This window comes from Streptomyces sp. PKU-EA00015 (assembly GCF_013387495.1).
GTDB lineage: Bacteria > Actinomycetota > Actinomycetes > Streptomycetales > Streptomycetaceae > Streptomyces.
Window position 1 is genome coordinate 149,009 of record NZ_JABZEE010000013.1, and the last position, 12,860, is coordinate 161,868.

General features: G+C 72.4%; 11 protein-coding genes and 1 pseudogene. 3 read left to right on the forward strand and 9 right to left on the reverse strand.

The genetic code is table 11. From position 1 onward, the window contains the following. Positions 1 to 52: 52 nt before the first annotated feature. Positions 53 to 2,746: a DEAD/DEAH box helicase gene (locus HW130_RS12640; protein WP_256356047.1), complete on the forward strand. Its 2,694-nt coding sequence runs from the start codon at positions 53 to 55 to the stop codon at positions 2,744 to 2,746. Between the two features lie 145 nt (positions 2,747 to 2,891). Here the strand turns inward: HW130_RS12640 and HW130_RS12645 are convergent. The 7 genes and pseudogenes from HW130_RS12645 to ssd all read right to left on the reverse strand — a co-directional run. Then, positions 2,892 to 3,152, reverse strand: a pseudogene (locus tag HW130_RS12645) (Rv3654c family TadE-like protein); the annotation flags it as partial. Next, on the reverse strand, positions 3,149 to 3,652 hold the full coding sequence (locus tag HW130_RS12650) for a TadE family type IV pilus minor pilin (protein ID WP_177149609.1): 504 nt from the start codon (positions 3,650 to 3,652) through the stop codon (positions 3,149 to 3,151). The pseudogene HW130_RS12645 and the gene HW130_RS12650, both read right to left, overlap by 4 nt. Then, the gene (locus HW130_RS12655; RefSeq protein ID WP_177149610.1) at positions 3,639 to 3,893 is read right to left on the reverse strand and encodes a DUF4244 domain-containing protein; all 255 of its coding nucleotides are present in this window, start codon (positions 3,891 to 3,893) and stop codon (positions 3,639 to 3,641) included. Before HW130_RS12655 ends, HW130_RS12650 begins: the two co-directional genes overlap by 14 nt. A 52-nt stretch (positions 3,894 to 3,945) precedes the next feature. Continuing rightward, positions 3,946 to 4,740 (reverse strand): type II secretion system F family protein, encoded by a 795-nt coding sequence (locus HW130_RS12660; RefSeq protein ID WP_177149611.1) that lies wholly within the window; start codon positions 4,738 to 4,740, stop codon positions 3,946 to 3,948. After that, positions 4,737 to 5,570: a type II secretion system F family protein gene (locus HW130_RS12665; RefSeq protein WP_177149699.1), complete on the reverse strand. Its 834-nt coding sequence runs from the start codon at positions 5,568 to 5,570 to the stop codon at positions 4,737 to 4,739. Before HW130_RS12665 ends, HW130_RS12660 begins: the two co-directional genes overlap by 4 nt. A 14-nt stretch (positions 5,571 to 5,584) precedes the next feature. Further along, positions 5,585 to 6,733 carry a TadA family conjugal transfer-associated ATPase gene (locus HW130_RS12670; RefSeq protein ID WP_177149612.1) on the reverse strand — a complete coding sequence of 383 codons (1,149 nt, stop codon included), beginning with the start codon at positions 6,731 to 6,733 and terminating at the stop codon, positions 5,585 to 5,587. Continuing rightward, positions 6,730 to 7,833 carry a septum site-determining protein Ssd gene (gene ssd, locus HW130_RS12675; RefSeq protein ID WP_177149613.1) on the reverse strand — a complete coding sequence of 368 codons (1,104 nt, stop codon included), beginning with the start codon at positions 7,831 to 7,833 and terminating at the stop codon, positions 6,730 to 6,732. Before ssd ends, HW130_RS12670 begins: the two co-directional genes overlap by 4 nt. A gap of 473 nt (positions 7,834 to 8,306) precedes the next feature. Here ssd and HW130_RS12680 point away from each other — a divergent pair, with 473 nt between their 5' ends. Then, positions 8,307 to 9,197 carry an HAD family phosphatase gene (locus HW130_RS12680; protein ID WP_177149614.1) on the forward strand — a complete coding sequence of 297 codons (891 nt, stop codon included), beginning with the start codon at positions 8,307 to 8,309 and terminating at the stop codon, positions 9,195 to 9,197. A gap of 335 nt (positions 9,198 to 9,532) precedes the next feature. Here HW130_RS12680 and HW130_RS12685 read toward each other — a convergent pair whose 3' ends face one another. Beyond that, the gene (locus HW130_RS12685; RefSeq protein WP_177149615.1) at positions 9,533 to 10,363 is read right to left on the reverse strand and encodes an oxidoreductase; all 831 of its coding nucleotides are present in this window, start codon (positions 10,361 to 10,363) and stop codon (positions 9,533 to 9,535) included. A gap of 103 nt (positions 10,364 to 10,466) precedes the next feature. Between HW130_RS12685 and HW130_RS12690 the strand changes: the two genes are divergently transcribed. Next, entirely contained in the window at positions 10,467 to 11,453 is a 987-nt protein-coding gene (locus HW130_RS12690) for an ATP-binding protein (RefSeq protein WP_177149616.1), read from the forward strand. A gap of 59 nt (positions 11,454 to 11,512) precedes the next feature. Here the strand turns inward: HW130_RS12690 and HW130_RS12695 are convergent, their stop codons facing one another. Then, positions 11,513 to 12,805, reverse strand: coding sequence for a hypothetical protein (locus HW130_RS12695; protein WP_177149617.1), 1,293 nt, complete (start codon positions 12,803 to 12,805; stop codon positions 11,513 to 11,515). Between the last annotated feature and the right edge of the window lie 55 nt (positions 12,806 to 12,860).

Here is a 12,860-nt window from a genome sequence, read left to right on the forward strand (position 1 = left end):
CGGCCGCCCCTCAGGTCTCCCCGACGGAGCCGGAAGACGGTCGCCAGCCGCGATGGCATTCAATCACTTACCAGCAGCCATGCACGACGCCTTGGGACCATTGTCCGTCACGCCAGTGACACACTCGGTGCCGATGGCCAAGAATCACCGTCCCAGACGACCTCCCGAGAGCGGGGAAACCCGCCCCTCCCCCGGTGCGGTCCTCGACCGGCTCACCACGGGGGCGAACCGGGCTGCGCGCATCACTCATACGGAGCACTTGCCCCCGCGACCGGGCAGGCATGCCGTCTGGCCCGACCGCATCCGCGCGGAAGTGATCGCCGCCGTCCAGGAGGCCGGCATCGAGCACCCCTGGGCCCACCAGGCGGCCGCCGCCGAGCATGCCCTGGACGGCGAGTCCGTGGTCATCGCGACCGGCACCGCCTCGGGCAAGTCCCTGGCGTACCTCGCCCCCGTCCTCAGCACCCTCCTCGACGGCGCCGAGGCCCCGAACGGCCGCGGCACCACCGCCCTGTACCTGGCCCCCACCAAGGCCCTCGCCGCCGACCAGCTCCGCGCCGTCCGGGAGCTCGCCGCGCCCCTCGGCAACCGGGTCCGCCCCGCTGTCTACGACGGCGACACGCCCGTCGAGGAACGCGAATGGGTGCGGCAGTACGCGAACTACGTCCTCACCAACCCGGACATGCTGCACAGCGGGATACTCCCGTCCCACCCGCGCTGGTCCTCCTTCCTCCGCACCCTGCGCTACGTCGTGATCGACGAGTGCCACACCTACCGGGGCGTCTTCGGCTCCCACGTCGCCCAGGTGCTGCGCCGCCTACGCCGCCTGTGCGCCCGCTACGGAGCGCACCCCGTCTTCCTGCTCGCGTCGGCCACCGCCGCAGCCCCGGCAGTGGCGGCCGGCCGTCTCACCGGCCTGCCCGTCCGGGAGGTCGCCGACGACGCCTCGCCCCGCGGCGAACTCGTCTTCGCCCTGTGGGAGCCGCCGCTGACCGAGCTCCACGGCGAGAAGGGCGCGCCGGTCCGCCGCACCGCGACCGCCGAGACCGCCGACCTGCTGACCGACCTGACCGTGCAGGGCGTGCGCAGCGTCGCCTTCGTACGCTCCCGCCGGGGCGCCGAGCTCATCTCCGTGATCGCCAAGGAGCGCCTCGCCGAGGTCGACCGCTCGCTCCCGCAGCGCATCGCCGCCTACCGCGGCGGCTACCTCCCCGAAGAACGCCGTGCCCTCGAACGCGCCCTGCACTCCGGCGACCTCCTGGGCCTCGCCGCCACCACCGCCCTCGAACTCGGCGTCGACGTCTCCGGTCTCGACGCGGTCGTCATCGCCGGATACCCGGGCACCCGTGCCTCCCTGTGGCAGCAGGCCGGCCGCGCGGGACGCTCGGGTCAGGGCGCCCTGGCCGTCCTCGTCGCCCGCGACGACCCGCTGGACACCTATCTCGTCCACCACCCCGAGGCGCTGTTCCGGCGGCCGGTCGAGTCCACCGTCCTGGACCCGGACAATCCCTACGTCCTCGCTCCCCACCTGTGCGCCGCCGCGGCCGAACTCCCGCTCACCGAAGCGGACCTGAAGCTCTTCGGGCCCGCCACCGCGGAGCTCATGCCCCAGCTGGAGACCGCCCGGCTGCTGCGCCGGCGCGCGTCCGGCTGGCACTGGACGCGCCGCGAGCGGGCCGCCGATCTCGCCGACATCCGCGGCGGCGGCGGGCGCCCCGTCCAGATCGTCGAGGCATCCAGCGGCCGCCTGCTCGGCACCGTCGACGAGGCCGCCGCTCACACGACCGTCCACGACGGCGCCGTCCACCTGCACCAGGGCCGCACTTACCTGGTCGAACAGCTCGATCTGGAGGACTCGGTCGCCCTGGTCGAGGAGGCCGATCCGCCGTACTCGACCACCGCACGGGACACCACCTCCATCTCCGTGCTCGACACCGACATCGAGGTCGCGTGGGGGGACGGGCGCCTGTGCTACGGCTCCGTCGAGGTCACCAACCAGGTCGTCTCCTTCCTTCGCCGCCGGCTCATCACGGGCGAAGTGCTCGGCGAGTCGAAGCTCGACCTCCCGCCCCGCACCCTGCGTACCCGGGCCGTGTGGTGGACGGTCACCGAGGACCAGCTCGACGCCGCACGGGTGGGTCCGGAACAACTCGGCGGAGCCCTCCACGCGGCCGAACACGCCTCGATCGGCATGCTGCCGCTGTTCGCCACCTGCGACCGCTGGGACATCGGCGGTGTGTCCGTCCCGCTCCATCCCGACACACTGCTCCCCACGGTTTTCGTGTACGACGGGTATCCGGGTGGCGCGGGATTCGCCGAGCGTGCCTTCCGCACGGCCCGCGAGTGGCTCACCGCGACGCGCGAGGCCATCGCCTCCTGCGAGTGCGAGGCCGGCTGCCCCTCGTGCATCCAGTCCCCCAAGTGCGGCAACGGCAACGACCCGCTGCACAAGCGCGGCGCGGTCCGCCTGCTCACCGAATTGCTCCGTAGCGCTCCTGCCCAGGCGCCGGGCGAATGGGACCCGGGCGAGTCCCGTGATGCGGCTGCCCGGGGGACCGCGGGCGAGCCGGCGAAGGAACAGGCGAACGAACCGACGGGTGACTCGGCGGGCGAACGAGCAGACGGACCGCCCTCCCCGTCGGCGGACGGAACGGCGCAGGCACCGGAGGGCGAGGCCGAGGACCGGCCTGCCTCGGAAACGACCGGACCGGCGGCGCAGGGGCCGCCAACCAGCGACCCGTCGTAGGGAGACCCTGCGGGACCCGGCGGCGGGACGGTGCGCGCGGTCGGGCCTGCGTCGCGTGGATCTTTCCGTCGGCCGCCCCCTCGGGCGGCCCCGCCCTCGACCTGACTTCGGGTGCGTACGGCCCGAAGCGGGAGCGGGCGGTCACGTCGGCGATCTCGCCCCGCACCACGCACCTGGTGACCTCCGCCTCCTGCGCCCGCGCGACCTCGGCCGCCTCGGCGCACGCCGCGGCCCGGCCGCTCAGGGCGTGGTCGGCCGCGGCCAGGGCTGCCAAGTCGGCGGCCCCGCCCGCCCGATGTCGTGCCACGACCGCCTGTCCCATCGCCAGCACCAGCGCGAAGACCGCGCACAGCACCGTGGTGGCGGAGGCCACCCAGACGGTGGCCGAACCCCGGTCCCGGTTCATGGCGCCACCGCCGTACCGCCCGGCACAGCGGCTCCGGCCCTGGCCGCAGCACGCACCGCGGTCGCCCGTACCCGGTCGAGCCGTACGGCTGCGGCACCGCCGACCGAGGCGTCGTCCGTGCCCTGCCCCACTGTGTCCTCGGCCAGGGCCGCCGCCTCCGCGCTCAGCGTCAGCGCCAGCGCACCGGGTCCGGGCGTATCCGCCTGCACCCGCACCCGCCACAGGTCGCCTGCCCTGGACAGGGTGACCCGTGCGCCGGAAGGGGCCGCGGAGCGTGCGGCGGCCAGCGCCGCCGCACGCGGCTCCGACCTGGCCGCCGCCCGTGCCCCGGCCCGCGCCGCGTCCACGCACTGGATCTGCGCGGACGCGGCCATCAGCGCCCAGACCAGGGCCATGGCGAACAGGACCAGCGCAGGAACCGCCACAGCCGCCTCGGCGGTCACCGACCCCCGGTCGCCTCGCCGGTCCGGATGCGCGCCCGGCTTCTCAGAACTGGGCATCGAGGGCCTTGCCGATCAGCGCCTGGAGCCCTTTCGACACGGCGTCACTCGTGACGACCTTGTACAGAACGGCCGCGAAGCCGCAGGCGGCGATCGTCCCCACCGCGTACTCGGATGTGGTCATGCCCTTGTCCGTCCGCAGCCCTGCCAGCCGGCCGCGCAGTCCTGCGAGCCGGCCTCCGAGCGGCCTGCGTCCGTCGGCCCTGCTCTCGCACAGCCGGTGCCACAATGTCTTCCACATGCTCGACTCCCTGGTCTCGTAGTGCTCTTGTACGGGTGAGAAATCGGTGCGGTCAGTCGGCGGCCAGCAGTCCGCCGGCCAGCCCGATCACCACCGGTGCGACGCCGACGGCGAGAAAGGCGGGCAGGAAGCACAGGCCCACGGGTGCCGTGATCAGCACCTGTGCCTTCCGGCCGCGCGCCGCCACCTCTCGGGCGCGGTCCGCGCGAAGCCTCTCCGCCAGCCGCGTCACCTGCTCCGCGGCCGGGGCGCCCGTCAGGTCGGCGCGCTCCAGGCAGCGGGCCAGCGTGCCGGCCCCCGCTGTCGCGCCGAACCAGCCCCAGGCGTGTGCCGGCTCGCCACCGAGCCTGAGCTCGGCCGCGGCCCTGGCGAGCCTCTCCCCGAGCTGACCGCCCAGCGACTCGCCCACGGCCTCCGCCGCCTCACGCGGTCCCGCGCCGGCCGAGATGCAGGCGGCCAGGAGGTCGGCGGCGAGCGGCAGTTGTCGTGCCGCCTCCTTCCCGCCGTCGGCTCCCTCCCTCTCGGCCACCACCGCCGCGGCACGCTCCCGGCGCCGGAGCCAGTGCCGTACGCCGAGTGCCGCAGCGATCCCCCCAGCGGCGCCGACCGCGCCGCCGATGGGGACGTAACAGAGAGCCGCCGCGCCGAACGGCGCCGCCCACCTCCTGGTCCGGGCCGCCAACTGCGCTCTGTTGCGGCGCTGTTCCCGCTCCACCGACAGCAGCGCCTCGATCCGTCCACGCACCGCCCTGCCACGGCGGTGCGCCGCGATCAACGAGCCGACACAGCTCACCGCCGCCAGGCCCGCCAGCACCGCCCCCAGCCTGTGGACGACGTCCGGGCTCATGTCTCCTCACCCGCCCGCACGATCCGCCCCGCCCAGAACAGGCCGGCCGCCTCCAACAGCCCTCCGGCGACCAGGCAGGCGATACCGCCCGGCGTGTGGAACAGCACGTCCAACGGGTCCGCGCCGAGCGCCCAGCCCATCCCCAGCCCGGCGACGGGCAACAGTGCGAGGAGCACGACGGTCGACCATGCGCCCGCCAACTGTGCGGCCAAGTCCTCCCGTTGGTCCCGCTCCGCCCGCAGCGCCGCCTCCAGCCGGTCCAGGCCGGCGGCCAGCCCCGCACCGCTGTCCACGGCGACCCGCCAGCAGGCGGCGAATCCGGCCAGCCCCTGCGCGCCGGGCTGCCGAGCCGCGGCCTTCAGCGCCCCGGGGACATCGCCGCCGAACCGCGCCGCCGCCAGGACGGCGGCCTCCTCCTGACCGAGCGCCCTGGTGGACCGGGCGCCGGACAACAGCGCCTGCCCCGGCTGGAGGCCCGCCCTCAGCTCCCCCGCGACCGCGCCGCACAGCGCGACCACCCTCTCGGCCCTGCGGTCCTCCTCCTTCCTGTGCTCCCGGGCCCGCAACCGCCGCCGCGCCAACGGCACAGCCGCGGCCCCTGCGACGAGGGGCACGAGGGACTTCCCGAGCACGGCGACCATGAGCGCCACCGGCAGGCACAGCCACTCCTTGCGCAGCCGCACCACCGGCAGCAGGCGCTCCCACGCCCACCACGGCGGTTCGGCGACGGCACTGCCGCCCGCCAAGAGCAGCCTCGCCCGGCGCAGTCCCCGGTCCTGGCCCGTGATCAGCCAGGCGGCGGCCCCGGCGCAGACAGCCGCCGCGCACATCGACTCGGCGGCCCTCACAGCGCCTCCCCGATCAGGGCGCGAAGCCGCGGCCAGCCCTCCTCGCGCGCGAATGCCTCCGCGCCCCACTTCAGCGCCGGAACCGTCACCACCAGCCCGGCCGCATCCCGCTCCAGCACGTGCACCTCCGCGATGCGCCGCCGGCCGTCCGCGTCCCGTGCGAGATGGACGACGACGGACAGGGCCGCGGCCAACTGGCTGTGCAGTGCCGCCCGGTCGAGCCCCGCCGCGGTCCCCAGCGCCTCCAGTCGCGCGGGCACGTCCGCCGCCGCGTTTGCGTGGACGGTGCCGCAGCCTCCTTCGTGACCGGTGTTGAGCGCGGACAGCAATTCCGTGACCTCGGCGCCCCGGACCTCTCCGACGACCAGCCGGTCGGGCCGCATCCTCAGTGCCTGGCGAACCAGGTCCCGCAGGGTCACCCGTCCCGCGCCCTCCTGGTTGGCGGTGCGCGATTCGAGCCGCACCACGTGGGGATGGTCGGGCCTCAGCTCGGCCGAGTCCTCGGCGAGCACGATGCGCTCCCGCTCCCCCACCAGACCCAGCAGACTGCTCAGCAGGGTCGTCTTCCCCGAACCGGTCCCACCGCTGATCAGGAAGGAGAGCCGGGCCGCGATGAGCGCCCGCAGCACGCGGTCCCCGTCCGGCGGAACCGTCCCGGCCACGACCAGCTCCCGCACCGAGAACGCCCGCGGCCGCACCACTCGCAGCGACAGGCACGTCGAGCCGACGGCCACCGGTGGAATCACGGCGTGCATCCGCGTCCCGTCCGGCAGCCGGGCGTCCACCCAGGGCCTCGCGTCGTCGAGCCTGCGCTCCGCCACCGCCGCGAGTCGCTGCGCCAGCCTGCGCACGGACGCCGCGTCCGGGAACGTCACCTCCGTGAGCTCCAGGCCCCTGCCCCGGTCCACCCACACCCGGTCCGGCGCGGAGACCAGCACATCGGTGACGGAAGGGTCGGACAGCAAGGGCTCCAGCGGTCCCGTGCCCACCAGCTCGCCCCGTAACTTCTCCGTACCGCCCAGGACTTCGGCATCCCCCAGCAGGCGCCCCTGCGCCCGCAGGGCTGCCGCGACCCTGGCCGGTGTCGGCTCGGCGCCGCTCTCCGCCAGCCGCTGCCGTACGGCCTCCAGCAGTCCGGTGCTCATGAGACCGTCTCCCCGGCGAGCGCCTTCTCCCAGAACGCCGTGCAGAACCTGGCCAGCGGCCCTCGTCCGCTCGCTCCCGGCGGCGCTCCGCCGTCCTGGTCCGCCGACAGCCCCGTCTCCACGGGCAGTTCACCTGCGAGCGGCAGGCCGAGCGCGGCCGCCACCCAGTGCTCGTCCAGCCCGGAGGCGTACGGGCCGCGGGCGACCACGCGCAGGTCCGAGAGGACCATGCCCACCACTGAGGCGACCCGGTTCGCCGCGGCGACCGCCCGGAGCTCGCCAGGCACCACCAGCAGCCCGAGGTCGAGCTGGGCGAGCGCCTCGGCCACGCCCTCGTCGACGCGGCGTGGCAGGTCGACGACGACCACCCCGCCCCGGCGGCGCGCCGCCGCGAGCACCGACCTCATCGCCTCGGGCGGGACGACGACGGAATCCCCGCGGTCCCAGCTGAGCACCCGCAGCGCGTGCAGCTCCGGCAAGGACTCCTCCAGTGCACCGCCGGCGACGCGGCCCTTCGAGGCGGCGAAGTCGGGCCATCGTCTGCCCTCGGTCTGTTCGCCGCCGAGCAGGACGTCCAGGCCACCGCCGAGGGGGTCCCCGTCGACGAGCATGGTGCGCCGGCCGGCGCGGGCGGCCGTCACGGCGAGGGCGCAGGCCAGCGTGGACGCCCCCGCGCCACCCCGTCCGCCGATGACTCCGACCGTCAGGGCCTGCCGTCCGACGCCCTCGGCGACGTCTGCGATCCGGTCGACGAGCCAGCCCTCCCCATCGGGCAGACGAAGAACACTGTCGGCACCGATCTCCACTGCCCGCCGCCAGACGTCCGGGTTGTCCTGGTCGCGGCCCACGAGCACCACCCCGCGCCTGCGGGTGGCCCCGCGGCACCGCTCGGCCGCGTCGTCTCCTACGAGGACCAGCGGCGCGCCCTCCCAGATGCCCTTGCGATCGGGCACCGTGTGGTGGACGTCCGGCTCGGCCCCTGCCGCCGCGCAGAGCCGCAGCAGGTCGTCGAGCAGGTCCACGTCCTCCGTGACGATCAGCGGTCCCGAGCGGCGCTCCTCAGCAGTGCGGGGACTCTCCAATGTGATGGATCCGGCCACGATCTCCACCCCTCTCCCGGCGATCTCGCACACGGCGAGATCCGTGATTCCTTCAGTCCGCGAACTTCGCGGCTGGAATCACGGTGCAGCTCGCCGAAAAACCGTGTGGATCTTGCCGAAAAACTGTGGACAACCGGCCACTTGTGAATATCTCCGTAGCCCAAACCGGTGAGAGACCGAAAGGTCTCGGAGCGCAGCACAACAACTACCCACAGTGACGAATCCGGGGGTACGCCTTCCACGTCTTCCGAGCGCGACAGAGGCGGGCGGCGGGCGGCAACGGCCGCGAAGATGAGGGAAAACCCGCCCGGACATGCGACGACCCCCGCCGGGGGGGAGAGCGGGGGTCGTCTCTCCGGCCGACTCGGGGGGGGAGGAGCCGGACCGGGTTAGCACGGTCGCGAACGATCCGTGACTTCCATGGTGTACCCGAGAGCCTTCTCAGGCAAACCCACGCGCCCAGCGTACGCCGAATGGCGGGCACATATGCTCACCCCGTGGAAAACCACTCCTTGTCGCGCACAGCCGCCTTCTTTGATCTGGACAAGACGGTCATTGCGAAGTCTTCGACGCTGACCTTCAGCAAGTCCTTCTACCAAGGCGGGCTGATCAGTCGGCGTGCCGCGCTGCGCACCGCCTATACCCAGTTCGTGTTTCTCGCGGGCGGCGCCGATCACGACCAGATGGAGCGGATGCGCGAGTACCTGTCCGCGCTCTGCAAGGGCTGGAACGTGCAGCAGGTCCGCGAGATCGTCGCCGAGACGCTGCACGATCTCATCGACCCGATCATCTACGACGAGGCCGCCTCCCTCATCGAGGAGCACCACATGGCCGGCCGGGACGTGGTGATCGTCTCCACGTCCGGCGCCGAGGTCGTGGAGCCCATCGGCGAGCTGCTCGGCGCGGACCGCGTCGTGGCCACCCGCATGGTCGTCGGCGACGACGGATGCTTCACGGGCGAGGTGGAGTACTACGCGTACGGTCCGACGAAGGCCGAGGCGGTCCGGGAGCTCGCCGCGTCGGAGGGCTACGACCTGGACCGCTGCTACGCGTACAGCGACTCGGCGACCGACATCCCGATGCTCTCGGCGGTGGGCCACGCCTACGCCGTGAACCCGGACCGCGCGCTGCGCCGCGAGGCGGCGGTGCGGGGCTGGCCGGTTCTCGTCTTCAACAAGCCGGTGCGGCTGAAGCAGCGGCTGCCGACCTTCTCGATGCCACCCCGTCCGGCGCTGATGGCCGCCGCGGCGGTCGGAGCGGCGGCCGCGACCGCCGGGCTCGTCTGGTACGCCAACCGCCGCCGGGGAGCGGCGCGCGCGGCCCGTGCGACGACCGAGCTCGGCACCCGGTTCGCCCGTATTTGAACCTAAAAGTAAAGAAGTCCGCGCAGACCTTTCCCTTCCCGGCCTGCGGTAGTACAAAGGACTTAACGGCCCGCGAGACCGAGGACATCCGAAAGGATCACCTTTAAACGCAGAGAAGGCCCCACGGACCGAAGCATGGAAGCCGAGCACCCACGCGACGTCGACCCGTCGATTACGGGCCAGCCGCACCAGGTGACGGGCAAAGTTCCCGACCTGATGGGCAACATTCGAGGACGCATGGTAACTGGGCGGACATGCCAGCGGCGGTACCAATTGGTACCGCCGCAACCCTTTTCGGCAGGGATTCGGGCCCTTTCGCCCTCAGGGGCGTCCCCTCAGGCCGCACCGCGCTGCAGCGCTTCGCACACCGCCGTCGACTCCCTGACACCCAGCTCCACGGCCCGCCCGCAGTGGGCGATCCAGGCCGCCATACCCTCCGGCGTGCCCGACAGATAGCCCTCGAAGGCCGCGGTGTAGGCCGCGCGACCCTGCTCGGCGTGCCCGACCTCGGCCGGGCAGATCGACTTCGGGTCGAGGCCGCTGCCGATGAGCACGATCCGCTCGGCCGCCCGCGCGACCAGACCGTTGCGGGAGACGAACGGGCGCAGCGCCAGCAGCTCGCCGTGCACCACGGCCGCCGTCACCAGGGCCGGTGCGGAACTGCCGGTGATGATCAGCTCCGCGAGCCCGTCCAGACGCCCCGCCACCTCGGCCGCGCCGGGCAGAGGCGCCTCGATCAGCGGCTCCTCGACCGGCTCGCCGGACAGGCGCGGCCTGCCCACTGCCTCGGCGGTGTCGCTGCCGCTCGCCGCGACCAGATGCAGCCTGGCCAGCACCCGCAGGGGCGACTGCCGCCAGATCGACAACAGCTGGCCCGCCTCCGCGGTCAGCCGCAGCGCCGCACCCACGGTGCGCGCCTCGGGTTCGCTGCCGAAGTCGGTGCGCCGGCGCACCTCCTCCAGCGCCCAGTCGGCACCGGACAGGGCGGCGGAGGCGCGGGCTCCGCGGAGCGCGGCCTCCGACGTGATCTCGTTGCTGCGCCGCCGCATGACCCGGTGCCCGTAGACCCGGTCGACGGCTTTGCGTACGGAGTCCACGGAGTCGGCGACGCCCGGCAGCGTGCCGAGGGTGGCGAGAGGGTCGGCCGGCGAGGCGTTCGTACTCATAGGTAGCGAGGCTACGCGCCGGCCCGCCGTTGCCCCACCTTGGAGTGGTCTTCCTCACTCACCTTGACAACATCCAGCACTCGTAGCACTACTCTAGGTGAACATGAAGATCGCTTTCGTAGGGAAGGGCGGCAGCGGCAAGACGACGCTGTCCTCCCTCTTCATCCGCCACCTGGCCGCCGCCGAAGCCCCTGTCGTCGCGGTGGACGCCGACATCAACCAGCACCTGGGGGCCGCGCTCGGTCTCGACGACGCGGCGGCTGCCGCCCTGCCCGCGATGGGCGCGCACCTGCCCTTGATCAAGGAGTATCTGCGCGGCACGAACCCGAGGATCACCTCGGCCGAAACGATGATCAAGACCACGCCGCCCGGCGAGGGCTCCCGGCTTCTGCGGGTCGTCGAGGACAACCCGGTGTACGAGGCGTGCGCCCGGACCGTACGGCTCGACGACGGCGAGATCCGGCTGATGGCGACGGGGCCGTTCACCGAGTCCGACCTCGGTGTCGCCTGCTACCACTCCAAGGTCGGCGCGGTCGAGCTGTGCCTCAACCATCTGGTGGACGGGCCCCAGGAGTACGTCGTCGTCGACATGACCGCGGGCTCGGACTCCTTCGCCTCCGGTATGTTCACGCGGTTCGACATGACCTTCCTGGTGGCCGAGCCGACCCGCAAGGGGGTGTCGGTCTACCGTCAGTACAAGGAGTACGCCCGTGACTTCGGGGTGTCGCTGAAGGTCGTGGGCAACAAGGTGCAGGGCCGGGACGACCTGGAGTTCCTGCAGGACGAGGTGGGCGACGACCTGCTCGTCACGGTGGGGCACTCGGACTGGGTCCGTGCGATGGAGAAGGGCCGGCCGCCTCGGTTCGAGCTGCTGGAGGCCGCCAATCGGACGGCGCTGCAGACCCTGCAGGACGCGGCGGAGGACTCGTACGCACACCGGGACTGGGAGCGCTACACCCGTCAGATGGTGCACTTCCATCTGAAGAACGCGGAGAGCTGGGGCAACGCGAAGACGGGTGCGGACCTGGCGGCCCAGGTGGACCCGGCGTTCGTGCTCGGTGAGCACACGCCGGTGCCGCAGCCGGGCTGATCCGCGCGACGGGGGCGGTCCGGCCGGTCGGTCCGGACCGCCCTCGTGTCACGCCGCGTTCAGGGCTGCGAGGCGCGCTGCCCGGTGTCACGCCCGGCGGACGGGCCGGCCGGGGCCACCGGCGGCTTGGAGAGGAAGTCGGACCAGCCGCCCTTGGGCGCCTCACCTACCTCCAGCTGCCGCAGTTTCTCGAGAACCAGCGGGTCCTGGGCGTCCAGCCAGTCGGCCAGCTGTCGGAACGACACGCACTTCACGTCGCTCTTCACGCACACCTTGGCGATCGTCTGCTCGATCGCCTTCATGTAGGTCCCGCCGTTCCAGGACTCGAAGTGGTTGCCGATGATGAGCGGCGCACGGTTGCCCTTGTAAGCGCGGTCGAATGCCTTCAGCAGGCCGTCGCGCATCTGGTTGCCCCAGTACTCGTGCATCGAGGGGCTGCCTTTGGACGTGCCCGACTGGTTGACCATGAAGTTGTAGTCCATCGACAGCGTCTCGAAGGCGCGGCCGGGGACGGGGACCATCTGGAGGGCCAGGTTCCACAGGCCCAGTTCCTTCTTGGGCCAGACCTGCTCGCTGATCCCGCTGGTGTCGTAGCGGAAGCCGAGGTCGCGTGCCGCGCGCAGGAAGTTGTGACGGCCTTCGAGGCACGGGGTGCGGGCCCCGATGAGTTCCTTGTCGTAGTCGAAGGGGAGCGGCTCCGCCGAGGTGAGACCGGCGTTCGTCCTCCAGTTCTTCACAAAGGACTTGGCCTGGCGGATCTCGCTCTTCCACTCCTTGACGGACCAGGTGCCCACTCCCCCCTTCTTGCCGCAGAAGTGCCCGTTGAAGTGGGTGCCCACCTCGTTGCCGTCCTGCCAGGCGCCGCGCAGCTCTCGCACGGTGTCCTTGATTCCCTGGACGTCGTTGAAGCCGATGTCGGAGCTGCCCACCGCGTGCTGGGGCGGGGCGTACAAGTGCCGCTTCTCCTCGGGGAGGAGATAGACGCCGCTGAGGAAGTACGTCATCGTCGCGTCGTACTTCTTGCCGACCTTGCGGAAGCGGGAGAACAGCTTCTGGCTGTCCTCGCCGGCACCGTCCCACGAGAACACCACGAACTGCGGTGGTTTCTCACCGCGCTTGAGCCGCTGAGGCTTGAGCAGGCCCGGCTGGGCGCCGGTGAAGGCGGTGGAACCGTCGCCGATGAGACGGACCTTGGGGGCCGCACCCCCCTTCTTGGGAGCCGGAGCGCCGTGCTCGGTGCCCGCGTCGCCCGAGCCCCGCGCGCCACCGCCCGAGCAGCCGGCGAGTCCTGCGGTCAGTGCTGTGGCGACCGCACCGACGACGGCGGCAGCCTTCTTCGTGGAGGCCAGCATCCGCCCACCCTCTTTCGTATGGCGATACGACTATCTGACTGGGGAATGGAGCCGA